19 protein-coding genes are annotated in these 22,352 nt (G+C 66.5%); 10 read left to right on the top strand and 9 right to left on the bottom strand.

From position 1 onward, the window contains the following. Positions 1 to 38: 38 nt before the first annotated feature. Complete coding sequence (pgi, locus tag BMZ21_RS19470) at positions 39 to 1,667, top strand: glucose-6-phosphate isomerase (protein WP_091837902.1); 1,629 nt, start codon at positions 39 to 41, stop codon at positions 1,665 to 1,667. Between the two features lie 6 nt (positions 1,668 to 1,673). Here the strand turns inward: pgi and BMZ21_RS19465 are convergent, their stop codons facing one another. From BMZ21_RS19465 to BMZ21_RS19455, 3 genes are all read right to left on the bottom strand, one after another. Beyond that, on the bottom strand, positions 1,674 to 2,945 hold the full coding sequence (locus BMZ21_RS19465; RefSeq protein WP_091837899.1) for an NAD(P)/FAD-dependent oxidoreductase: 1,272 nt from the start codon (positions 2,943 to 2,945) through the stop codon (positions 1,674 to 1,676). An 86-nt stretch (positions 2,946 to 3,031) separates the two neighbouring features. Then, positions 3,032 to 3,412, bottom strand: coding sequence for a cupin domain-containing protein (locus BMZ21_RS19460; RefSeq protein WP_091837896.1), 381 nt, complete (start codon positions 3,410 to 3,412; stop codon positions 3,032 to 3,034). Continuing rightward, the gene (locus BMZ21_RS19455; RefSeq protein ID WP_091837893.1) at positions 3,409 to 4,446 is read right to left on the bottom strand and encodes a LacI family DNA-binding transcriptional regulator; all 1,038 of its coding nucleotides are present in this window, start codon (positions 4,444 to 4,446) and stop codon (positions 3,409 to 3,411) included. The genes BMZ21_RS19460 and BMZ21_RS19455 overlap by 4 nt, the downstream gene beginning before the upstream one ends. 147 nt (positions 4,447 to 4,593) lie before the next feature. Between BMZ21_RS19455 and BMZ21_RS19450 the strand changes: the two genes are divergently transcribed. The 5 genes from BMZ21_RS19450 to BMZ21_RS19430 all read left to right on the top strand — a co-directional run bounded on the left by BMZ21_RS19450 (position 4,594) and on the right by BMZ21_RS19430 (position 11,450). Further along, the gene (locus BMZ21_RS19450) at positions 4,594 to 5,871 is read left to right on the top strand and encodes an ABC transporter substrate-binding protein (protein WP_091837890.1); all 1,278 of its coding nucleotides are present in this window, start codon (positions 4,594 to 4,596) and stop codon (positions 5,869 to 5,871) included. Positions 5,872 to 5,876: 5 nt separating this feature from the next. Then, complete coding sequence (locus BMZ21_RS19445; protein WP_091837887.1) at positions 5,877 to 6,905, top strand: carbohydrate ABC transporter permease; 1,029 nt, start codon at positions 5,877 to 5,879, stop codon at positions 6,903 to 6,905. Beyond that, entirely contained in the window at positions 6,902 to 7,954 is a 1,053-nt protein-coding gene (locus BMZ21_RS19440; protein ID WP_091837885.1) for a carbohydrate ABC transporter permease, read from the top strand. The genes BMZ21_RS19445 and BMZ21_RS19440 overlap by 4 nt, the downstream gene beginning before the upstream one ends. Beyond that, positions 7,951 to 9,021, top strand: coding sequence for an ABC transporter ATP-binding protein (locus BMZ21_RS19435; RefSeq protein ID WP_425285456.1), 1,071 nt, complete (start codon positions 7,951 to 7,953; stop codon positions 9,019 to 9,021). Before BMZ21_RS19440 ends, BMZ21_RS19435 begins: the two co-directional genes overlap by 4 nt. 152 nt (positions 9,022 to 9,173) lie before the next feature. Then, positions 9,174 to 11,450, top strand: a complete 2,277-nt coding sequence (locus BMZ21_RS19430) for a glycoside hydrolase family 31 protein (protein WP_091837879.1) — start codon at positions 9,174 to 9,176, stop codon at positions 11,448 to 11,450. Positions 11,451 to 11,510: 60 nt separating this feature from the next. On the opposite strand, the gene BMZ21_RS19425 is transcribed toward BMZ21_RS19430, so the two are convergent. From BMZ21_RS19425 to BMZ21_RS19405, 5 genes are read right to left on the bottom strand one after another with little or no spacing between them, the layout of a single operon-like run. After that, positions 11,511 to 12,833: an MFS transporter gene (locus BMZ21_RS19425; protein ID WP_091837876.1), complete on the bottom strand. Its 1,323-nt coding sequence runs from the start codon at positions 12,831 to 12,833 to the stop codon at positions 11,511 to 11,513. Between the two features lie 54 nt (positions 12,834 to 12,887). Beyond that, complete coding sequence (locus BMZ21_RS19420) at positions 12,888 to 13,964, bottom strand: Ldh family oxidoreductase (protein WP_091837873.1); 1,077 nt, start codon at positions 13,962 to 13,964, stop codon at positions 12,888 to 12,890. Positions 13,965 to 14,007: 43 nt separating this feature from the next. Beyond that, positions 14,008 to 14,739, bottom strand: coding sequence for an SDR family oxidoreductase (locus BMZ21_RS19415; RefSeq protein ID WP_091837870.1), 732 nt, complete (start codon positions 14,737 to 14,739; stop codon positions 14,008 to 14,010). A gap of 1 nt (position 14,740) precedes the next feature. Then, positions 14,741 to 15,871, bottom strand: coding sequence for a mandelate racemase/muconate lactonizing enzyme family protein (locus BMZ21_RS19410; protein WP_091837868.1), 1,131 nt, complete (start codon positions 15,869 to 15,871; stop codon positions 14,741 to 14,743). Positions 15,872 to 15,894: 23 nt separating this feature from the next. After that, complete coding sequence (locus tag BMZ21_RS19405) at positions 15,895 to 16,578, bottom strand: GntR family transcriptional regulator (RefSeq protein ID WP_091837865.1); 684 nt, start codon at positions 16,576 to 16,578, stop codon at positions 15,895 to 15,897. Positions 16,579 to 16,723: 145 nt separating this feature from the next. Here BMZ21_RS19405 and BMZ21_RS19400 point away from each other — a divergent pair, with 145 nt between their 5' ends. The 3 genes from BMZ21_RS19400 to BMZ21_RS29980 all read left to right on the top strand — a co-directional run bounded on the left by BMZ21_RS19400 (position 16,724) and on the right by BMZ21_RS29980 (position 19,749). Continuing rightward, complete coding sequence (locus BMZ21_RS19400) at positions 16,724 to 17,428, top strand: GntR family transcriptional regulator (protein WP_091837863.1); 705 nt, start codon at positions 16,724 to 16,726, stop codon at positions 17,426 to 17,428. A gap of 175 nt (positions 17,429 to 17,603) precedes the next feature. Further along, on the top strand, positions 17,604 to 18,563 hold the full coding sequence (locus BMZ21_RS19395) for a dihydrodipicolinate synthase family protein (protein ID WP_091837861.1): 960 nt from the start codon (positions 17,604 to 17,606) through the stop codon (positions 18,561 to 18,563). 436 nt (positions 18,564 to 18,999) lie between these two features. Then, positions 19,000 to 19,749 (top strand): hypothetical protein, encoded by a 750-nt coding sequence (locus BMZ21_RS29980; RefSeq protein ID WP_143079738.1) that lies wholly within the window; start codon positions 19,000 to 19,002, stop codon positions 19,747 to 19,749. Between the two features lie 420 nt (positions 19,750 to 20,169). Here BMZ21_RS29980 and BMZ21_RS19390 read toward each other — a convergent pair whose 3' ends face one another. Beyond that, complete coding sequence (locus BMZ21_RS19390) at positions 20,170 to 21,204, bottom strand: Ldh family oxidoreductase (protein ID WP_091837858.1); 1,035 nt, start codon at positions 21,202 to 21,204, stop codon at positions 20,170 to 20,172. A gap of 97 nt (positions 21,205 to 21,301) precedes the next feature. Between BMZ21_RS19390 and BMZ21_RS19385 the strand changes: the two genes are divergently transcribed. Further along, positions 21,302 to 22,303, top strand: a complete 1,002-nt coding sequence (locus BMZ21_RS19385; RefSeq protein ID WP_091837855.1) for a 4-hydroxyproline epimerase — start codon at positions 21,302 to 21,304, stop codon at positions 22,301 to 22,303. The last annotated feature ends 49 nt before the right edge of the window (positions 22,304 to 22,352 follow it).

Here is a 22,352-nt window from a genome sequence, read left to right as displayed (position 1 = left end):
ATTGTCGCTGCGGCGGCCGGTCGCAATCGCCACGGAGAATGATCGTGCTGGAGAAGGCCTGGGCGGATCTTGCCGCGCATCGCACCCGAACCGTCTCGCAGCATCTGCGCGAGCTCTTTGCCGCCGACACCAATCGCTTCCAGACCTTGTCGGCCCGGCTCGAAGACCTCCTGCTCGACTATTCCAAGACGGCGGTGACGGCCGAGACGATCGAGCTACTGCTGGCGCTCGCAGAGGCGGCCGATGTCGAGGCCAAGCGCGACGCGATGTTCGCCGGCGAGCCGATCAACACGACGGAAGGGCGGGCCGTGCTGCACACAGCGCTGCGCAACCAGTCCGGAAAACCGGTCATGGTCGATGGCGTCGACGTGATGCCCGAGGTGAACGCCGTTCTGGAGCGGATGTCCGCCTTCGCCGATGGTATCCGCAGCGGCAAGATCGCGGCTGCCGATGGCGGGCGCTTCACCGACGTCGTCAATATCGGCATCGGTGGTTCCGATCTGGGACCGGTGATGGCGACGCTGGCGCTGGCGCCCTACCATGACGGGCCGCGCCTGCATTACGTCTCCAATGTCGACGGCGCCCATATCGCCGACACACTGGCGAAGCTGGATCCAGCCCGAACGCTGGTGATCGTGGCATCAAAAACCTTCACCACGATCGAGACCATGACCAATGCCGCGACGGCGCGGCGCTGGATCGCAGGGGCGCTCGGCGAAGACGCCGTGGCCAGGCATTTCGCCGCTGTCTCGACCGCGCTCGACAAGGTCGCGGCCTTCGGCATCCAGCCGGACCGGATCTTCGGCTTCTGGGACTGGGTCGGCGGCCGCTATTCGGTCTGGTCGGCGATCGGCCTGCCGGTGATGATCGCGATCGGGCCCGAGAACTTTCGTGCCTTCCTCGCCGGCGGGCATGCGATGGACGAGCATTTCCGCACCGCGCCGCTGGCGCAGAACCTGCCGGTGCTGTTCGGCCTGATCGGCCTCTGGCATCGCGAGACCTGCGGCTACCCGGCTCGCGCTGTCCTGCCTTACGACCAGCGCCTCGCAAGGCTGCCGGCCTATCTGCAGCAGCTCGACATGGAATCGAACGGCAAGCGCGTGCACAAGGCAGGCGGCGCGGTGACGCGGCCGACCGGGCCGCTGGTCTGGGGCGAGCCCGGTACAAACGGCCAGCACGCCTTCTTCCAGCTGCTGCACCAGGGCACCGACATCGTCCCCTGCGAGTTCCTCGTCGCGGCCGAGGGGCACGAGCCGGAACTCGCCCATCAGCACCGCCTGCTGCTCGCCAATTGCCTCGCCCAGAGCGAAGCGATGATGAAGGGCCGCACGCTGGAGGAGGCGAAGGCGCAATTGACGAAGCAGGGGCTGTCGCCGGAGGCGATCGAGCAGCTCGCGCCGCACAAGGTCTTCCCCGGCAACCGGCCGAGCGTGACCATCGCCTATCGCAAGCTCGATCCGTTCACGCTCGGGCGGCTGATCGCGCTCTATGAGCACCGCGTCTTCGTCGAGGCGGCGGTGTTCGACATCAACGCCTTCGATCAATGGGGCGTCGAGCTCGGCAAGGAGCTGGCGACGGCGCTGCTGCCTGTGATCGAAGGCAAGGCGCCGGCCGAGGTGCATGACGCCTCGACGGCGGGGCTGGCGCGCTATCTGACCGGGCGTTGAGCACCATCAGCCGCGTTCATCGCGCTTCACGTCGCGCTGGGTGATCAGCCTGGCGCTGCGCTGGTCGCGGGCGTGGATCCAGAGCCAGCTCAGCGCGACGCTGAGCCGGTTGCGCACGCCGATCAGGAAATAGATGTGCGCCAGGCCCCAGAGCCACCAGGCTAGCCAGCCTTTCAGCTTGACCCGGCCGAAATCAATGATGGCGACGCGCTTGCCGACGGTCGCAAGGCTGCCGGCATGGCTGTAGGCGAAGGGTCGCGGCGCCTTGTCGCCGGCGAGCCGGCGCTTGATCGTCGCGGCGACATGGCGGCCCTGCTGCTTGGCAGCGGGCGCGATGCCGGGCACCGGCTTGTCGTCCTGATCCATGACGCTAGCGGTGTCGCCGATCACGAAGATCTCGGGATGGCCGGGCACGCTGAGATCGGGCTCGACCTCGACACGGCCGGCGCGGTCGGTGCGGGCACCCAGCCAGGCGCCGGCCGGCGAGGCGCGCACGCCGGCGGCCCAGATGACGGTCGCTGCCGGCAGGTGCTCCTCGCCGATCACGACGCCGTCTGGCGTGCAGGCGGTCACCGGCGCGCCGGTGCGGACCTCGACGCCGATGCGCTGCAATTCGCGATGCGCATAGTCTGCAAGATCGGCATCGAAGCTGGGCAGGATGCGCGGGCCGGCCTCGACCAGCACGACCCGGGTTGTGCGGGTATCGATCCGGCGGAACTCCTGCGGCAAGGTGGCCCGCGCCAATTCGGCAATCGTGCCGGCGAGCTCGACGCCGGTCGGGCCGGCGCCGATGACGACGAAGGTCAGATGTGCCGCGCGACGTTCCGGATCGGCCTGCGCCTCGGCATGCTCGAAAGCGGTGAGGATGCGGCGGCGGATCGTCGTCGCGTCCTCGAGCGTCTTCAGGCCGGGTGCGTAGGGCTCCCAGTCGTCATGGCCGAAATAGGCATGGGTCGCGCCGGTGGCGACGACGAGCGTGTCGTAAGGCAGGACCTCGCCGGTCGAGAGCGCGACCTCGCGCCTCACGGTGTCGATGCCGGTGATCTCGGCGAGCAGCGTGGTGACGTCGCCACGGCGCCGGAACAGATGCCGGATCGGCCAGGCGATCTCGGAGGTGGCCAGCGAGGCGGTGGCGACCTGGTAGAGCAGGGGCTGGAAGAGGTGATGGTTGCGCCGGTCGACGATGGTGATGCGCACGTCGGCGCCGGCGAGACGATGCACGGTCTCCAATCCGGCGAAGCCGCCGCCGATCACCACGACATGATGCGGTCCGCTCATCGGCCATCCCTCGTTGCGGCAGGACAACGGTTTTGTAGCATGACTGCAGGGCCGGGGCTGTAGCTGGCTCTTCGCACCTGTCCGTTTCAGGGAATCCAGCGTCGCGACTGCTCGGCGCGGTCGTCATAGCTCGCTTCGAAGATCGGGGCGGCGAGCGTGGCGCGGACCTTGAGGATGCCGCGGCCGATATTGCGGAAGCCGTGCCTGGCGCCGGCCGGGATCACAATGGACTGGTTGGCTCGCAAGGTCAGACTCTCGCCGCGGAGCGTGACCTCGGCTTCGCCTTGCATCACTTCCAGCACCTCCTCGACGGCGTGGAGATGGAGGGGAGCGCCGAGACCGGGATCGCAGAACTGCTCGAAGATGCAAAGCTGGGACGAGCGCACCAGCGCCGAGACCCGCATCAGCGTCATCACGCCCTCGCGCCATTGCTCGAGCGGCTGAGTCTCGTGGTCGAGCAGGGTCATGCCGTTGCCTTCTGTGCGAGCCCGACCATCGGGGGCTCATGCGGGATGCGGACCTCCGACGTCGGTTCACCGCTCCAGAGCGATTCCAGCTGGGCGACGACATGCCCGCCGAAGCTCTCATAGGGGATGCGGATCGAGGTCAGCCAGGGGGCGATCCAGTGGTTGAGCGCATTGCCGTCCACCCCGACCAGCATGCAGCGCTGCGGGATCTGCACATTGCTCTCGATCGCCAGCCGATAGGCGCCATAGGCGATCATGTCGCTGACGCAGAGCGCGCCTTCCGGCCAGCCGCCCTGCTGGACCAGCGCCTTCGCGGCGGCATAGCCGATCTCGATATGCGACAGGCCGGGGCCGCTGGCGCGGCGGATCGCGTTGTCCGGTATACCGTGTGCGACGAGCCGGTCGATGAAGCCGGAGGCGCGCTCCTGCGTGCTCGAGACATTCTGGGCCGCCATCAGCACGGCCGGGCGTTCGATGCCGCGCGCCAGCATGAAGTCGGCGGCATCGGCTCCTGCGGCTCGGTTGTCGATGCCGACATAGGCGCCGCCGCCGAGCGGGTTATGGCGGGCGACGAAGACCATCGGGTCGCCGCGCCGCAGTGTCTCTTCCAGCCCGCGGCTGCGCACCGCGCTGACCATCACATAGCCGGCTACGAACTGCTCGCGCATCGCCTGGAGATAGTCGTCCTGCAATTCGGCGCGGTCGTGCGTGTCGCAGAGGATCATGACATAGCCGGCAGCGCGCAGCGCTGCCTCGGTCGAGACCGCGATCGCTGCCATCGCCGGGTTGTCGAGATTGGGGGAGAGCATCGCCACGACCCGGCTGGCACGCTGGCGCAGCGCGCGCCCGACCGGGTTCGGCCGATAGCCCAGCCGCGCGATCGCCTCCTCGACGCGCGCCACCGTCTCGGGCGAGGCCCGCCCGCTCTCGCCGTTGACGATGCGCGACACCGTCGAGATCGAGACGCCGGTATCCTCCGCGACGGTGGTGAGCGATACCGAACCGTGATGTGCCCTGGCGGCCCTGGTCTTCATCGCGCTCCCATCCCCGATTCTGCGCCTAGTGAACCGGCTCCCAAGAGATGCCGGCTCACTTCGGGATTGACAAGTTAGGCAAACGTTTGCCTAAATGATTGTCAAGGTGCTCATCGAGGCACCGGTTCAAGCGGGGATGGAACGCTCATGCACAGCAAGCATTGGATTTCGGCGCTCGCCTTGACGGCCGGCCTCGTCATCGGCGGTTTCGCGCAGGCCCAGACCACGGTGCGCATCGCCTGGTATTCCGACGGCAATGAGGGCGAGGTCATCACCGACCTGCTCAAGCGCTTCGAGGCCCAGAACAAGGACATCAAGGTCGTGCTCGACCAGGTGCCCTACACGGCCATCACCGAGAACCTTCCCGTCCAGCTCGCCTCGGGCCAGGGCCCCGACATCGCCCGCGTCGTCGATCTCGGCGGCATCGCCCGCTATGCGCTCGACCTGCGGCCCCACCTCAAGGACGCGGCCTACTGGGAAAAGAATTTCGGGCCGTTCCTGCCCTGGATGCGCCCCGAGGGGGACACCAAGGCCATCACCGGCTTCATGACGCAGCTCACCGTCACCGGCCCCTTCGTCAACAAGACGCTGTTCGAGCAGGCCGGCATCGCCATGCCATCAGCCAAGGCGACCTGGGAGGAGTGGGGCAAGGCGGTCAAGGACGTCGCGACGAAGGTCCAGGCGCCGTTCCCGCTGGCGATGGACCGCTCCGGCCACCGCTTCTTCTCGGTCGCGGTCTCCGAGGGCGCCAAGGTCTTCGACGCCAAGGGCGAGCCGGCTGTCATCGACGACGGTTTCAAGCGCGGCGCCAAGCTGGTCTATGACTGGCACAACAACGGCGTGATGAAGAAGGAGCTCTGGGGCTCGGTCTCCGGCACCGCCTATCGCGGCGCCAATGACGAGTTCAAGAACGCCCAGGTCGTGATGTACCAGTCGGGCTCCTGGCAGATCGCCCAGTTCGACAAGACGGTGGGCGACGCCTTCGACTGGATCGCGGTTCCCTCGCCCTGTGGCGCCGGCAATTGCTCGGGCATGCCGGGCGGGGCCGGTCTCGTCGCGATCAAGACGACCAAGAGCCCGGAAGCCGTCGCCAAGGTGATGGATTACCTCGCCAGCGAGCCGGTGCTGAGCGAGTTCTACGCCCGCTCGCTGTTCGTGCCCGGCCATCTCGGCATCGCCGCAAAGGGCCTCGACTATCAGGGCGCCAGCGCGCCGGCCAAGGCCGCGCTCAAGGTCTTCTCGGACCAGGTCGCGCAGCTCTCGCCGGTTGCCTATCAATTGCAGGGCTATACGAGCAACCGCGTCATCTTCAACGCGGTGATCAGCCGGCTCGGCCAGGCGATCTCGGGCGAGGGCAGCCTCGACGAGGCCTATAAGCGGATGGAATCCGACATCGCCCAGCAGATCGCCGAGCGCAAGAAGTAAGGCGGATGGCCTCCGACGCTCCCATCCCCGCGGCGCAGCCGGACCGCGCCCGCGCAGCGAGCCTGTTCGCCGCGCCGCTCGCGATGCTGATGCGCCTGATCGACTGGCCGATGCAGGCTCTGCAGCGGCTGATCGGCGAGCGGCGGATGGCCTATGTCTTCCTCCTGCCCAATCTCGTTTTCTTCTCCCTCTTCGTCTTCCTGCCGCTCATCATCAACTTCATCTTCTCGGTGACGGGCGGAGCGGGGCTTTTCCCCTCCGAGCGGCCTTATGTCGGGGCGCAGCAATACGCCTATCTCTTCGACTGCGGCTCGTTCCTGGATCCGTCTTCCTGCCGCGAGGATCATTTCTGGCGCGGCGTCTCCAACACCGCCCGCTTCACTGTCTTCCAGGTCACGGCGATGGTGCTGTTCTCGCTGCTGACGGCGGTGGTGCTGAATATGAAGATCAGGGCGCGCGGCTTCTTCCGCGCGGTCTATTTCTTCCCGGTGCTGCTTTCGCCGGTGGTGGTGGCGCTGACCTGGAAATGGATCCTGCAGCGCGACGGCCTGCTCAACGCCGCGATCACCTCGCTCGGCGGCGAGCGCATCCTGTTCCTGGTCGATCCGAGCTGGGCGATGTTCTGGATCGTCTTCGTCTCGATTTGGGCCCATATGGGCTTCTACACGCTGATCCTGCTTGCCGGCCTGCAGGCGATACCCGCCGATCTCTATGAAGCCGCCGAGATGGATGCGACGCCGCGGTGGCGCACGTTCTGGCGGATCACCCTGCCATTGCTCTGGCCAAACATGATCGTCGTGATCGTACTGGCGCTGATCCGCGGCGTGCAGACCTTCGACGAGGTCTTCGTCCTGACCGGCGGCGGCCCGGGCACCGCGACCTTGATGGTGGTGCACTACATCTACGAGACTGCCTTCGCCAACCAGGTCCAGAATTTCGGCCTGGCAGCGGCGGCCTCGGTGGTGCTCGGCGTCGTGCTGTTCGCGCTGACGCTGGCCCAACTCGCGGCGAGCCGCCGCAAGGGGGCGGCATGAACAGGCTCGCCCGCATGGCGACGGCCCGGCGCAATCCCGGCCGCTGGCACTGGACCGATATCGCGGCCTACGCCTATCTCGGGCTCGGCGTCGTGCTGATGTTCGGGCCGGTGCTCTGGCTCGGGCTCTCTTCCTTCAAGACGCAGGCCGGCCTGCTCGAATTCCCGCCCTCGCTGCTGCCGATGTCGCAGAAGGAGGTCCGGGTCGAGGGCCATGCCCAGCCGCTGCCGCTCTTCGAGGTGACGATGGAGGACGGCAGCAAGCGCGTGCTGGCGCAGGTCCGCCGCATCGGCATCCAGGCGCAGATGATCGACCCGGCCAATCCCGGCCAGAGCATCCGCGTGCCGATCGACAAGCGCACCCCGGTGCGTGAGTTCAAGCTCGCGACCGAGAACTACACCGAGCCGCTGGAGCGCTTCGCCTTCACCCGCTTCTTGTGGAACTCGGTTTTCGTGACGGCAGTCGCGACGCTGATCACCCTGGTGATCAACTCGATGGCGGCCTATGCGCTCTCGATCTACGAGTTCCGCGGCAAGACGGCGGTGATGCTGATGGTTATCGGCACGCTGATGATCCCGATCACCATCATCCTGGTGCCGGTCTATCTCGTCATCACCAAGCTCGGCCTGGTCAACTCGCTCTGGGCGGTGATCCTGCCCGGCGCTGCAACGCCGACCGGCGTCTTTCTGCTGCGCCAGTACATGCTGACCCTGCCGCGCGACCTGATCGAGGCAGCGCGCATGGACAAGGCTTCGGAGTGGCAGATCTACTGGCGCATCGTCATGCCGCTGGCTATGCCGGCGCTGGCCGTGCTCGCGATCTTCTCGATCATGTGGCGCTGGAACGAGTTCCTCTGGCCGCTCGCGGTACTGACCAAGACCGAGGCCTATACGCTGCAGATCGGCCTCAATGCCTTCCAGGGCGAGTTGCAGACGCAGTGGCACTACCTGCTCGCGATGACGGTGGTGACGCTGCTGCCGGTCGCGCTGGTCTTCGTCTTCCTGCAGCGCTTCATCACCACCGGCATCGCCAATACGGGAATGAAATAATGGCGGGACTGAGCCTATCCGGCGTCCGCAAGGCCTATGGCGCGACCACGGTGCTGCACGGCATCGACCTCGACGTCACTGACGGCGAATTCGTCGTCTTCGTCGGCCCCTCCGGCTGCGGGAAGTCGACGCTGCTGCGCTCGATCGCCGGGCTGGAGACGATCACCGGCGGGTCGATCGCGATCGACGGCGCAGATGTCACCGGGCTGCCGGCCTCCGAGCGCGGGCTCGCCATGGTGTTCCAGTCCTATGCGCTCTACCCGCATATGAGCGTCTACGCGAACATGGCCTTCGCGCTGGAGAACATGGGCTTCAAGCGCGACGAGATCGACAGGCGGGTGAAGCGCGCCGCCGGCATGCTGCGCCTGACCGACTATCTCGAGCGCAAGCCCAAGGCGCTCTCCGGCGGCCAGCGCCAGCGCGTCGCCATCGGCCGCGCCATCGTGCGCGATCCAAAAATCTTCCTGTTCGACGAGCCGCTCTCGAACCTCGACGCCGAACTGCGCGTCGCCACCCGCAAGGAGCTCGCCGCGCTCCATGCAGAGATCGGCGGCACGATGATCTACGTCACCCACGACCAGGTCGAGGCGATGACGCTGGCGCACCGCATCGTCGTGCTCCATGGCGGCAAGATCGAGCAGGTCGGCACGCCGCTGGAGCTCTACAACCGGCCCGACAACCTCTTCGTCGCCGGCTTCATCGGCTCGCCGCGCATGAACCTGCTGCCGGGCAAGGTGATCCGGCCGGGCACCGTCGCGATCGGCGCGGCCGGGCATGAGGTCGGCTGTCAGACCGGCAGCCTTGCCGCCGGCGCTGCTGTCACGCTCGGCATTCGGCCGGAGCATCTTGCGCTGGCGGCGCAGGATGGCGGCGTGCCGCTCGCCATCGAGCTGGTCGAGCGCCTCGGAGGCGAAAGCTATCTTTACGGCGCCTCGCCCGGCCTGCCGCAGGTCACGCTCCGGCTCGACGGCCAGAGCGAGCATCAGCGCGGCGCCAGCGTCGCGCTCGCCTTCCCGCAGCAGCATCTGCACCTGTTCGATGACGCTGGCAAAGCGGTTCGGGTTTGATTGTTCGCACTGTCATCCCGGACGGAGCGAAGCGCAGATCCGGGATCCATTCCTGAGCCTCTATCGGAAAGGCTCTGGAATGGGTCCCGGGTCTCCCTTCGGTCGCCCGGGACGACGGCGTGGTTGAGATTGAGACGTTCGGAGATCAGTTGATGAAAGCCCTGACGCAAGGCCGCTATCTCGGCCGCGACGGCGAAGCCGCCTTGTTCGATGTCGGCCTCGGCGCGACGATCGCCATCCGCATCCTCGAAGGCGATATCGGCCGGGTGACGCTGAAGCCGCAGGATGGCTATCGCCTCGACCGCGGCTGGTCGATCGCACCGGGCGGGCTCGAGCCGCCTTATGAGGGGCGCCCGCGCGATGACCTCTCCGGTTTCACCTGCCCAAAGGCGAGCGTCAGCGAAGGCGAGGGCAAGGTCACGCTCTCGGCCGGCGGCCTCTCCGCCGAGGTCACGCTCTCGCCCTTCGGCATTGCCTGGCGCCGCGACGGCAAGGCCGAGCCTTTCCTGCAGGATCGCACGACGCAGGCCTATCTGATCTCGCCGCGCACCGGTGCGGTGGCGCATTTCATGGCGCGCGACTATGCCGAGCGGCATTACGGGCTCGGCGACAAGGCCGGCCCGCTCGACCGCACCGGGCGGCGCTTCGCCATCGACGCGGTCGATCCCTGCGGCTTCGATGCCGAGCTCTCCGACCCGCTCTACAAGATGCTGCCCTTCTTCATCGTCGACGGGAAGGCCGGCGCCCATGGCGTGTTCTACGACAACCTTTCGACCGGCAGCGTCGATCTCGGCTGCACGCTCGACAATTATCACGGCCTGTTCCGCTCCTGGAAAGGCGATGACGGCGACCTCGACTACTACGTCATGGCCGGTCCGACCGTGCCGGATGTGGTCAAGCGCTTCTCATGGCTGACCGGCGGCCAAGCCTTTGCGCCGCGCTGGTCCTTCGGCTTCGGCGTCACGTCGATGGCGATCGCCGATGCGCCCGACGCCGATGCAAGGATCAGCGACTTCATCGCCAAGTGCCGCAAGCACGCGATCCCTTGCGACAGCTTCCATTTCGGTTCGGGCTATACCCAGATCGGCCAGCGCCGCTACGCTTTCAACTGGAACCGCGACAAGTTCCCGGATCCGCTGGCGACGATGAAGCGGCTGAACAAAGCCGGCATGCACACGGTCGCGAATCTCAAGCCCTGCCTGCTCGACGACCATCCGCGCCTCAAGGAAGCGCTCGACCAGGGCTTCCTGGTCAAGGATGCCAAGACCGGTGAGCCGGCCGTGGCGCAGTTCTGGGACGGGCTCGGCTTCCATATCGACTACACCAACCCGAAGGGCCGAGCCTGGTGGCGCGCCGGCATCGAGAGCGCGCTGCTCGACCACGGCTTCACCACGGTCTGGAACGACAACAACGAATACGAGATCTGGGACGAGGACGCGGTCTGCGACGGCGACGGACGTCCGTTCCGGCAGGCGCTGGCGCGCCCGGCGCAACCGCTCTTGATGACCAAGCTCTCCTATGAGACGCAGGCTGCGCGCGAGCCGGGCAAGCGCCAGTATTCGATCACGCGCGGCGGCTGCGCCGGCATCTCGCGCTACGCGCAGACCTGGTCGGGCGACAACGAGACCGCCTGGAAGACGCTGCGCTACAACCTGACCCAGGGGCTGAATATGAGCCTGTCGGGCATGTTCTCGATCGGCCACGATGTCGGCGGCTTCCATGGGCCGACGCCCGGGCCGGAGCTGTTCGTCCGCTTCAACGAGTTCTGCGCACTCTGGCCGCGCATGGTGATGAACTCCTGGAACGATGACGGCGTGGTCAACCTGCCCTGGATGTATCCGGAGATGGTGCCGCAGGTGCGCGAGGCGATCGGCCTGCGCTACCGGCTGATGCCCTATCTCTACACCCAGATGTGGCGGGCGAGCCGCGACGGCATCCCGGCCGTGCGCCCGCTGCTCTACGATTTCCCGCAGGATGCGGCGGCGATCGCGGTCGACGACGTCTTCATGCTCGGGCCGGACGTGCTGGTCGCGCCGGTGCTGGAGGAAGGCGCGCGCGAGCGCGCCGTCTACCTGCCGCAGCACGAGGGCGGCTGGTATGATTGGCACAATGGCGAGCACTATCCCGGCGGCGTCACCGTGACGGTTCCGGCGCCCCTCGGCCGTTTGCCGCTGTTCGTGCGGGCCGGCGCGCTGATCCCGCTCGGCGATGCCAAGGGCATCAGCGATGAGCGCGAGGTGCTGGTCTGCGGCGTGGTCGAGGGCGCGTCCGGCGAGCTCTACGAGGACGATGGCGAGACCGCAGACTGGCGCGGCGCCGGCGCGACGCTGATCCGCTTCCATGTCCGCAATGGCGAGGTCGCGATCGAGCAGCAGGGCGACGCCAAGCCGCGCGTCAACAAGATCGCGATCCGGCAGATCGGGCAGTAGCTCAGCAAGGTTGGCTCTGGGCCTGCGGCATCTGCTGCAGGCCCAGTCGAGTCTCGGTCGTCATTCGCTGCCGCGCTCATAGGAGCGCGAGCGGACGGCGAGGATGGCGATCGCCGTCACGGCGCAGCACAGCATCAGATACGCGACGACATAGCTCGGCTTGCCGCCGCCGGCCGTGACCAGCGCCGCTGCGATGAAGGGCGTCGGCCCGGCGATCGCGACGCTGTTGAGTTCGCGGGTCATGGCGATGCCCGAGAAGCGGTAGCGGGTCGGGAACAGGTTTGCGAGGAAGGCGCCCTGTGCGCTGGCGAGGCCGCCGAAGCCGATGCCGTAGCCGATGCTGAGGGCGATCGTGCAGAGCAGGAGGTTTCTGGTGTCGAGCAGGGCGAACATCGGGAAGGCGTAGCAGAAGACGAAGATCGCGCCGAACAGGTAGACTTTTGCATGCCCGACGCGGTCGGCGATGGCGCCCATGATCGGCGTCGTGACGATACCCGTCAGGGTCGCGATCATCACCGCGGTGAGCGAGTCGGTGCGGGTCATGCCGAGCGTGTTGGTCATGTAGCTCAGGCTGAAGGCGCTCAGGATATAGGCGTTGGCGTTGTGACCGGTCACCGACAGGAAGCCGAAGAGCAGTTCGCGCGGGCTCTTGGAGAGGAGCTCCCCGAGCGGGACCTTCGCCTCATGGCGCTGCTCGGCCGCCTTCTCCATCGCCGCGACATATTCCGGGGTCTCGTCGAGATGCTTGCGGATGTAGAGGGCGACGAGGAACAGCAGCGCCGAGACCAGGAAGGGCACGCGCCAGGCCCAGCCGAGCAGGGTCTCTTCCGGCAGATAGGAGACGAGCAGGAAGCTCAGCGTCGCGAGCATGATGCCGACCACCGTCGCGGCCTGGAGATAAGCGGTGTAATAGGCCTTGCGCTCCGGCGGCACGTATTCCGCGACGAGGGTGACCGCGCCGGCATATTCGGCACCGGCGCCGAAGCCCTGCAGCAGGCGCAGGATCACGAGCAGGATCGGCGCCCAGATTCCGGCCTGGGCATAGGTCGGCAGAAGGCCCATCGCCACGGTCGAGGCACCCATCAGGGCGATGGTGAAGATCAGCGCCGGCTTGCGGCCGAAGCGGTCGCCGATATGCGAGATCACGATGCCGCCGAGCGGCCGGCTGAAGAAGCCGACGGCGAAGGTCGCGAAGGCGGCGAGCACGCCGGCCGACTCCGAGAATTGCGGGAAGAACAGCTTGTTGATGATCAGGCCGGCAGCCGCGCCATAGAGCGCGTAGTCGAACCATTCGATGACGGTGCCGATCGTCGCCGCCGTGACCGCGCGCCGGATGTTCGCTTGTTCGGCCGGTGTCGTTCCGGCCGCGATCGCCTGGGACATGGGGTTTCCTCGAAGCTTCGTTGTTCTTGGGGATGACGGCCGGCGGCCACGCGCTCAGGCGATGGCGACTGGCATGGGACAGTCGAAGCGCGCCGCGCTCTCGGCGAGGCCGGCGACGATGCCGGCGGAGAGTTGGACGCCGTCGCGCAACTGGCGCTCGCGCCGGGCAAGCCCATGGGCGCCCGGCAGCTCGACGTGGTCGAAGCCGGGGCGGGGCTGCGCCGCATGGCAGCGTTCGGCCAGGACCGCGACCTGGCGGTCGAAATTCTCGGTGCCGCCGAAGGCGGCCGGATCCATCACCAGGATGAAGACCGCCGCGCTCCAGCCATCGCCGCCCTCGGCGCGGCCGCGCCCGGCGAGGCAGCCGGTGAGGAGCTCGACGATGAGCCCGATCGAGAAGCCCTTATGGCCGGCTTCCAGCCCGCCGAGCGGCAGGATCGTGCCGGGCGGGTCGGCGGCGATGACGTTCGGATCGGTCGAGGGCCGGCCCTGAGCGTCCATCAGGAAGGGATGCGGCAGGCTTTCGCCGCGCTGGCGGTAGGCGGCGACGCTCCCATTGGTCATCAGGGCCGTCGACATGTCGATCAGGATCGGCGCGTCCGGCGCGGGCGCGCCGAAGGCGATCGGGTTCGAGGTCAGCACCGGCGTGACGCCGCCGAAGGGCGCGACGCTGCTGTGGCCGGGATCGGTCAGCGTCAGCAGCATCAGGCAGCCGGCGTCGATCGCCGGTTGGAGATAGGTGCCGAGGCAGGCGGTGTGGTGACTTCGCTGGATGGCGACCGCCCCCAGGCCGAAGCGCCTGGCCCGGGCGATCGCCTCGGCGGTGGCGCGGCGCGCCAGCCAGGGGCCGGGCAGCTTGCGCCCGTCCCAGGTCTGGCAGGCGCCTATATCGTTGAGGATCTCGGGCTCGCCGGCGGCGGTCATGCCCCCGCTCTCGATCTCGCGCAGATAGAGCGGCAGCAAGGCAAGGCCGTGCGTCGACTTGCCGAAGAGGTCGCCCTCGACAAGGACCTCGGCCACGTCATTGGCCTTGTCCGGCGGCAGCCCGGCACGCTCCAGCAGGCTGCGCGCCAGTGTTGTGAGATCGTCGGCGCGATAGCGGGCCGTGCCGCGCGCGGAAGGCTGGCTCATGCGAAATCCTCCTGTCGCCCGCTGCCGTTAGGTCGTCGGGTCTTCAGATCGTCCAGCCGCCGTCGATGATGTGGGCCTGGCCGGTGGTGTAGGTTGCGCCCGCCAGGTAGACGACGAGATCGGCGATCTCCTGCGGCGTGCCGATCCGCCCGATCGGCTGGCGGGCGACGAAGGCGGCGCGGGTCGCCTCATAGTCGCCCTGCGCACTCAGCCGCTGCTGCAAGGACGGGCTCTCGACCGTGCCGGGGCAGATCGCGTTGCAGCGGATGCCGTGGGCGACATAGTCGGCGGCGATCGACTTGGTCAGGCCAAGAACGGCCGCCTTGGTCACGCCATAGGCGAAGCGGTTCGGCACGCCCTTCAGGCTGGAGGCGACCGAGGCCATGTTGACGATGCAGCCGGATTTGCGCTCAAGCATGCCAGGCAGCGCTGCCTTGATCGTACGCACCATCGCCTTGACGTTGAGGTCGTAGGCGAAATCGAGATCGGCCTCGCTGGCGTCCAGCACCGTGCCGCTCTGGACGATGCCGGCGCAGTTGAAGAGCACATCGACCCGCCCGATCTCCGCGAAAACGGCGGCGACGGCGGCGGCATCGAGCACGTCGAGCCTGCGGCGCTGCAGGTTCGGCCCGGCTTCGATCGCGGCCAGCGCGTCCTCGCTGATGTCGGTTGCCCAGACGCTGGCGCCGGCGCGGTCGAAGGCCTCGGCGGTGGCGCGGCCGATGCCCTGCCCGGCGGCGGTGATGACGACGATCTGTCCTGCGAGCGCGCTCATCTCAGGCTCCCGTCCTGAGGGCGGGGGCCGCGCCATGGCTCCTGCGGTGGACGATCGTTCGCTCCAGCGCCTGCCAGTCCCAGTCGATGCCGAGGCCGGGCTGGTCCGAGGGTATCGCCTTGCCGTTCTCGATGCGGATCGGCGAGGAGGTCACGAGGTCGAGCTGCGGAATGTATTCGAGCCAGCGGCTGTTGGGCACGGCGCAGCACAGGCCGAGATGGATCTCCATCAGGAAGTGCGGGCAGACCGGCACGTTGAAGGCTTCGGCCATGTGCGCGACCTTGAGCCAGGGCGTGATGCCGCCGATGCGGCCGACGTCGACCTGGACGATCGAGCAGGCGCCGGCCTCGAGATAGTCCTTGAACTGCGAGAGCGAATACATGGACTCGCCGACCGCGATCGGCACCGTGGTCGATTGCGACAGGCGGCGATGGCCACCGACATCGTCGGCATGGATCGGCTCCTCGAACCAGGCGACGTCGAGCTTTTCATAGTGGCGCGCGCGCCGGATCGCCTCGTCGAGCGAGAGGCCCTGATTGGCGTCGGTCATGATCTCCCAGCCGAAACCGACCTTGTCCCGCACGGCCGAGAGGCGCTTGACGTCCTCGGCGACATGCGGGCGCCCGACCTTGACCTTGGTGCCGCCGAAGCCGCGTTCCTTGGCCTTGACGGCTTCGTCGACGAGCTCGGCCTCGTCCATGTGGAGCCAGCCGCCCTCGGTGTAGTAGAGGTCGATGGCGTTCTTGGCGCCGCCGGCGAGACGGTGCAGCGGCAGGCCGGCCTTGCGGGCGCGCAGGTCCCAGAGCGCGGTATCGATCGCGGCGAGTGCGATCGAGGTGATGGCGCCGACCGTGGTGGCGTGGACGCGATAGAACAGCGTGCGCCAGAGCCCTTCGATCTCCTCGGCATCGCGGCCGATCAGCACGGGCGCGAGATGGTCGTCGATCAGCTTGCAGACCGAGGAGCCGCCGGTGCCGATGGTGTAGCTGTAGCCGGTGCCGGTGACGCCGTCGGCATCGGTGATGCGTACCAGCGGCGTCTCCTGCAGCTCGAAGCTCTGCACGGCGTCGGTGCGCTTGACCTTGGGCTTGAGGTCGGCCTGCAGCACGTCGACGGATACGATCTTGGCCATTCCGGAGGTCCTTGTCGGGGGTGTCAGCGCGCGCCCGGCTGGTCGGCATGCCAGCTGCCGTAGCGGCGCCACGAGGTCGTCAGATGGGCGGCGACGGCCGCCTGCGCGCCGTCCTCGTCGCCGCGCTCGATCGCGTCGAGGATGGCGCGGTGCTCGTCCAGCAACGGGCCGATGTCGTGCGGGATGCGGCTGAACAGGCGGGCGTGGTGCAGATGCGGATGCAGGCTGCGGACCGCCTGGGCCAGGATCTCGTTGCCGCTGGCCGCCAGGATTGCCTCATGGAAGGCCTCGTCGGCCTGGCTGGCGCCGACATAGTCCGATGTCTGCCCGTGCAGCGGGACTGCCTCAATGGCTGCGATGCTCTCTCGCATGCGGGCGATGGCATCGGGATCGCGGCTGCGGGCGAGCTGCCTGGCGGCCCAGCCCTCGTTCAGGATGCGGAAGTCGCGCAGCTGCTCGAACCAGTCCCGCGACGGTTCGGGTGCGACGGAGAAGCCGGTGAAGGACGCTGCGGCGACGAGGCCGAGACCTGACAGGCGGGTCAGAGCCTCGCGGATCGGCGAGGAGCTGACCTCGAATTCGCGCGACAGCGCATCGATGTTGAGCTTCTCGCCGGGTGCGTAGTCGCGGTCGAGGATGCGCTCCATCAGCAGCGCCGTCACCTGATCGACCAGCGCGACGCGCGCCAGAACGGGCTTGCGGATCATCCTCGTCTCCTCCCTGACGATCACTATCGAAGATGAATCATCGATCGTCAATGACCGATCGTGCACGATCTACGAAATGACGATGCGGCCTTGTTTGCGGCGCTCTCTGCGGAGCTGTATTCGTCATGTCGACAAGGGACCGCACATGACCGACAAGACCATGGCCGTGCCGGCCGAGCGCAAGCGGGGCGAGGGCGTCAAGCTCGTCTACGACATCCTGCGCGACGACATCATCGACCTCGTGCTGCCGCCCGGCAGCCCGATCGACGAGATCCAGCTCGCCGAGCGGCTGTCGATGTCGCGCACGCCGATCCGCGAGGCGCTGGTGCGCCTGGCGAGCGAGGGGCTGGTGACGACGCTGCCCAACCGCTCGACGGTGGTGTCGAACATCGACTTCCTCAACCTGCACACCTTTTTCGACGCGATCACGCTGATGTACCGCGTCACCACGCGGCTGGCCGCCGAGTTCCATGTGCCGGCCGATCTCGACGTCATCCGCGCCCGGCAGGCCGCCTTCGCGGCGGCCGTCGCGGCGCAGGACGCGCTCGCGATGATCGCGACCAACCGCGATTTCCATGCCGCGATCGCCGGCGCTGGGCGCAATCCCTACTATACCGGGCTGTTCTGCCGCCTGCTCGACGAGGGCCGGCGTATCCTGCGGCTCTATTACTCCTCCTTCGAGGATCGGCTGCCGCAGCGCTATGTGGCGGAACATGAAGAAATGATCGCGGCGATCGCCGCCCGCGACGTCGAAGGCGCCGACCGGCTGGCCAGAGCCCATGCCGACCAGATCGTCCAGCAGATCCAGCAATTGATCGCGCGCGACCGGCGCCAGACGCTGGCGCTGTAGCGCGCACTCCAAACCTCGCCTTTCGCCGCTCCGGAGCCGTCTGTGACGTCCCGGAACGGTGAGTTCTTGCGCGGTGATTTTTCTTGTCGACAAAAAAAATACAAAGAGTATTATCATTGTCGATCAAGGCGGCGAGACAGGCCGTCCATGGAACCGCCAGCCCGAGGAGCGCGTGATGAAGGCCCAGATATTTTCCGGCTGCATGCCGGCGCTGATGACCCCCTGCAAGGACGACCGCAGCCCCGATTTCGAAGCGCTGGCGCGCAAGGGCGAGGAACTGATCGCCGCGGGCATGTCGGCCGTGGTCTATTGCGGCTCGATGGGCGATTGGCCGCTGCTGACCGACGCGCAGCGCATGGAAGGCGTCGAGGCCCTGGTGAAGGCCGGCGTGCCGGTCATCGTCGGCACCGGGGCGGTCAACACGGCCTCCGCCGTCGCCCATGCCACCCATGCCCGGAAGGTCGGCGCCAAGGGGCTGATGGTGATCCCGCGCGTGCTCTCGCGCGGTTCGGTGGTCGAGGCGCAGCGCCACCACTTCAAGGCGATCCTTTCCGCCGCGCCGGACTTGCCGGCGGTGATCTACAACAGCCCCTATTACGGCTTCGCCACCCGCGCCGACCTGTTCTTCGCGCTGCGGGCCGAGCATCCGAACCTGGTCGGCTTCAAAGAATTCGGCGGCGCCGCCGACATGCGCTATGCCGCGGAAAACATCACCAGCCGCGACGATGACGTCTCGCTGATGATCGGCGTCGACACCTGCGTCTTCCACGGCTTCGTCAATTGCGGCGCGACCGGCGCGATCACCGGCATCGGCTGCGTGCTGCCCAAGGAGGTGCTGCACCTCGTCAGCCTGAGCCAGGCGGCGGCGAAGGGCGACGTCGAGGCGCGCCGGCTGGCGCTCGAGCTCGAGGCGGCGCTCGCCGTGCTCTCCTCCTTCGACGAGGGGCCGGAGCTCGTTCTCTACTTCAAGCACATGATGGTGCTGAAGGGCGACGCCGAATACAGGCTGCACTTCAACCCGACCGACGTGCTCGGCGAGAGCCAGCGTGGCTATGTCGAGGCGCAGCTCAAGCTGTTCGACGCCTGGTACGCGCAGTGGTCGAAGCAGGCCGGTGCGCTGAAGCGCGCCGCCTGAGGATTGAGGGGGACCCGGCCCTCCCGGCGACGGGAGAGCCTCTCTATTGAGCTAGGGGTGTCAAGCTGCCCGACTGACGAATGTCTCAGTTGGGTCGTTAGCAGAAGTCGCTTGAGCGGCTTTCAGCTTCGCGCCAACGTGTCGCCCGCAGTGCGGCGAAGTTGGTGGATGAGGCACAAAGCTCTAATCGGCTGGTTGGCTATCTCCATGACGATCTCGCCGATCTGACCGAGGCCATGCCTTCGCCGCCATGTTGGCGGCGCTGCGACGGGCCGACTGAGTCGTCTAGTTGCGAAGCACGACGGTCGTTAGTTCATTAGGCGTTCAGGACGCACTCCCCTAGGTAAGGCAAATAACAGCGAGGCTGGGGATTCGGATGAAGTCGTGGATGGGGTCGTTTTCTGCGTGCGCGATAACGGTGTTTGCGAGCACAGCCGTGGCCGCTCATTCGTTTGAAGAGTTGGTCGGGATTGGCCTTTCGGGCTTCCCCCTCGGAAAATCTAGTTCAAGAGCGCCTGATCCTGTCGACTCTTTCTCTGAGATCAAGGAAGAAGGGTTGCTGTTTAAGAAGAGGCGTTTTGAACATAAACTCAAGTACCTAGAATCAAATGATTCTTTTGAATTTGTCGCAAGTGATTTTTGGGATGATTGCTCTTTTCGCGTTACGACGAAAATGATGGCCGGAACGTTGGAGTTGGGCGACGACGTGCGAATATACCTCGCTCGCCTTACTGACTTCCAGGCAAACCCACGCATCAATCTTATAAGCTTGCGTGGAAAAAATATCGCATGCAAGTACCGCGACAACAAACTCGTCGACAGCGAATGCGGCGATTATTTCTCACTCGGAATAAGCTTTGATGCGCCTTTATCGTCACGCAAACTTTCCGAAGCTGTCACAAAGTTCTGCAAGCGCAATTCGCTTCGTCAAGATATTTCTGGTAAATATGTTCACGATAACAACTCCGATTTTACGTTCCTGAGCACTGGAGATTTCGTTGTCCAGGTTCCCAACAATAACACCGCGCACGGAACCTGGAAAATGGCAGACGGGAGGCTACTGATGAACTTGTCCGGTTTCGCAGGTGCAGCAGTAGGGCCGCAATTATGCAATCTCGAGCGCAGCCTGCACCTTATGGAGCTGAAGGGCTGCGACTTTTCTGGGCGATACTATCACTTCGATTGAGATTATTGATCTCACACTGCGACGGAGAACGATCCTCCGTCGCGAATTCTGCAATCCGGCCTCACAGCCCGATGACCTCTTTCGGCAAACCGTCGGAGACGAGGAGATTCGCCGTCCTCGCTCTCGGCATTTAGAGCTGGATCCGATCAGATTGAATCAATCTGATCGGTGAATCCGTCTCTCACGTTGAGTTTAGAGACCGTTTTTCCGATCGGCTTGCTATGCAAGCTGATCGGAACGGGCTCTAGGCGGAAGAACTGCCCTTGCCGGGAATATCAACAAATACAGCCTGATCGGGACTGTTCTGGTGCTTCCGGCGGGACGGGTGTTGGCCAGTGTCGTTTGAATCCGAGACCCAAGAACCGGCGTCGTCTATGGGTCGTGAGCTGACCGCCCCACCGAGCCTCGCTTCCTTGCCGCTCACGCCACCGCGTCGAGGCCCTGCGCTTCCAGCCGGTCGAGCTGCCCGATCTCGGCGGCGGTCAGGGCGATGCCATCCGCCAGCGAGCCCTCGCGAGCCTTGAAGCGACGCTGCGAGGGCAGGCGTGCGCCCTGGCCGGCGATCGCCTCGAACATGATTTCGGCGCGGGCGAAGGGATCGCCGGGACGGCCGGCGGCGAAGCGCTCAGGCGAGAATGCCAGGATCAGTTCGCCATGCTGCGGCGCCAGCGTCGTGGTGCCGAGAAAGTCGAGCGCACCCTGGCTGGTCAGGTCGCCGATCATGACGCCGGCCAGCAATTCGATCATGGTCGAGATCGCCGAGCCCTTGTGGCTGCCGAACGGCAGCATCGCCCCGGCAAGTGCTTCTGTCGGGTCCGTGGTCGGCTGGCCGCTTGAATCGAGCGCCCAGCCCTCGGGCAGCGGGTTGCCGGCGCGTCGGTGCAATTCGATCTCGCCGCGTGCGGCGACGCTGGTGGCGAAGTCGAAGACGTAAGGGTGCCCGCCCTGGCGCGGCCAGCCGAAGGCGAGGGGATTGGTGCCGAGCAGAGCCGCCGTTCCGCCTGCGGGGGCGACGGTGGCATAGCTCGGGCACATCGCCAGGGCGGCGACGCCCATGTCCGCGAGCGTCTCGACCTCCGGCCACAGCGCCGAGAAATGCGTGCAGTCGTTGATCACCAGAGCGGCGAGGCCGAGCTGCTTCGCCCGTTCCGCCAACGCAGGCGCACCCAGCTCGAACCCGGCGCGGGAGAAGGCGCCGCCCGCCGCCACCCGCAGCACGGCCGAGCCGTCATCGTGCAGGGTGGGTTCGGCGTCAGTCGAGACCTTGCCGGCCTTGATCGTGCGCAGGCAGCCCTCGACCCGGAAGACTCCATGAGACTTGCAGCCGTCGCGCTCGCCGGCCGCGATCACGCGGGCCAGCGCGCTGGCATGCTGCGGCGACAATCCGCCCTTGCGGAAGACCGCCTCGATCCGGCGCGTCAGCGCCTCCATGCTGAGGATCGTCGTCTCGCTCATGGCGCGCTCCGCTCGTTGCAAATCTGTATACATGCTGTATTCAGAAAGCCGACATGACTTCAAGCAGGCTTTGCGCGCCTGAGGAAAGTTCTGAACCATGGCCAGCCACACCTTCTCCTGCATCGACGGCCACACCTGCGGCAACCCGGTCCGCCTGGTTTCGGGCGGCGGCCCCCGCCTCGAAGGTGCGACCATGCTGGAGAAGCGGGCACATTTCCTGCTCGAGTTCGACTGGATCCGTACCGGGCTGATGTTCGAGCCGCGCGGGCACGACATGATGTCGGGCTCGATCCTCTACCCGCCGACACGGCCCGATTGTGACGTCGCCGTGCTGTTCATCGAGACCTCGGGCTGCCTGCCGATGTGCGGCCATGGCACGATCGGCACGATCACCATGGGCATCGAGAACGGGCTGATCACGCCGCGCGAGCCGGGGAAGCTCTCGATCGATGCGCCGGCCGGCAAGGTCGACATCAGCTATCGCCAGGAGGGCCGCTTCGTCGAGGAGGTCCGCCTCACCAACGTTCCGGGCTTCCTCTATGCGGAAGGCTTGACCGCCGAGGTCGAGGGGCTCGGCGAGGTCGTCGTCGACGTCGCCTATGGCGGCAATTTCTATGCGATCGTCGAGCCGCAGAAGAACTTCCGCGATATGGCCGATCATACCGCCGGCGAGCTGGTCGGCTGGTCGCCGAAGCTGCGGGCGGCGCTGAACGCGAAATACGAGTTCGTCCATCCGGAGCATCCGGAGATCCGGGGCCTCTCCCACATCCAGTGGACCGGCAAGGCGACGCAAGGTAGCGCCCATGCCCGCAACGCCGTGTTCTATGGCGAGAAGGCGATCGACCGCTCGCCCTGCGGCACCGGAACCTCGGCGCGGATGGCGCAGCTCGCCGCCAAGGGCAAGCTTAAGGTCGGCGACGAATTCGTGCACGAGTCGATCATCGGCTCGCTGTTCAAGGGCCGGGTCGAGGCGGCGACGACGGTGGCGAACCGCCAGGCGATCATCCCCTCGATCGCCGGCTGGGCCCGCATGACCGGCTACAACACCATCTTCATCGACGATCGCGACCCGTTCGCGCACGGCTTCGTGGTGAAATAGGGCGAGATGGCAGCGGTCATGCCGGTTGTCAGGTTCCGCTGACGCGTAT

Source organism: Allobosea lupini (assembly GCF_900109525.1).
GTDB lineage: Bacteria > Pseudomonadota > Alphaproteobacteria > Rhizobiales > Beijerinckiaceae > Allobosea > Allobosea lupini.
This window is presented reverse-complemented; position numbering and strand designations above follow the sequence as displayed.

What these genes read in the sequence shown, in the direction of transcription:
- BMZ21_RS19390 (WP_091837858.1), bottom strand. Translation starts at nt 21,204, where the DNA reads ATGAGCGAGACGACGATCCTCAGCATGGAGGCGCTGACGCGCCGGATC.
- BMZ21_RS19455 (WP_091837893.1), bottom strand. Translation starts at nt 4,446, where the DNA reads ATGAAGACCAGGGCCGCCAGGGCACATCACGGTTCGGTATCGCTCACC.
- BMZ21_RS19385 (WP_091837855.1), top strand. Translation starts at nt 21,302, where the DNA reads ATGGCCAGCCACACCTTCTCCTGCATCGACGGCCACACCTGCGGCAAC.
- BMZ21_RS19425 (WP_091837876.1), bottom strand. Translation starts at nt 12,833, where the DNA reads ATGTCCCAGGCGATCGCGGCCGGAACGACACCGGCCGAACAAGCGAAC.
- BMZ21_RS19420 (WP_091837873.1), bottom strand. Translation starts at nt 13,964, where the DNA reads ATGAGCCAGCCTTCCGCGCGCGGCACGGCCCGCTATCGCGCCGACGAT.
- BMZ21_RS19440 (WP_091837885.1), top strand. Translation starts at nt 6,902, where the DNA reads ATGAACAGGCTCGCCCGCATGGCGACGGCCCGGCGCAATCCCGGCCGC.
- BMZ21_RS19395 (WP_091837861.1), top strand. Translation starts at nt 17,604, where the DNA reads ATGAAGGCCCAGATATTTTCCGGCTGCATGCCGGCGCTGATGACCCCC.
- BMZ21_RS19430 (WP_091837879.1), top strand. Translation starts at nt 9,174, where the DNA reads ATGAAAGCCCTGACGCAAGGCCGCTATCTCGGCCGCGACGGCGAAGCC.
- BMZ21_RS19400 (WP_091837863.1), top strand. Translation starts at nt 16,724, where the DNA reads ATGACCGACAAGACCATGGCCGTGCCGGCCGAGCGCAAGCGGGGCGAG.
- BMZ21_RS19450 (WP_091837890.1), top strand. Translation starts at nt 4,594, where the DNA reads ATGCACAGCAAGCATTGGATTTCGGCGCTCGCCTTGACGGCCGGCCTC.
- BMZ21_RS19410 (WP_091837868.1), bottom strand. Translation starts at nt 15,871, where the DNA reads ATGGCCAAGATCGTATCCGTCGACGTGCTGCAGGCCGACCTCAAGCCC.
- BMZ21_RS19405 (WP_091837865.1), bottom strand. Translation starts at nt 16,578, where the DNA reads ATGATCCGCAAGCCCGTTCTGGCGCGCGTCGCGCTGGTCGATCAGGTG.
- BMZ21_RS19460 (WP_091837896.1), bottom strand. Translation starts at nt 3,412, where the DNA reads ATGACCCTGCTCGACCACGAGACTCAGCCGCTCGAGCAATGGCGCGAG.
- BMZ21_RS19415 (WP_091837870.1), bottom strand. Translation starts at nt 14,739, where the DNA reads ATGAGCGCGCTCGCAGGACAGATCGTCGTCATCACCGCCGCCGGGCAG.
- pgi (WP_091837902.1), top strand. Translation starts at nt 39, where the DNA reads ATGATCGTGCTGGAGAAGGCCTGGGCGGATCTTGCCGCGCATCGCACC.
- BMZ21_RS19445 (WP_091837887.1), top strand. Translation starts at nt 5,877, where the DNA reads ATGGCCTCCGACGCTCCCATCCCCGCGGCGCAGCCGGACCGCGCCCGC.
- BMZ21_RS19465 (WP_091837899.1), bottom strand. Translation starts at nt 2,945, where the DNA reads ATGAGCGGACCGCATCATGTCGTGGTGATCGGCGGCGGCTTCGCCGGA.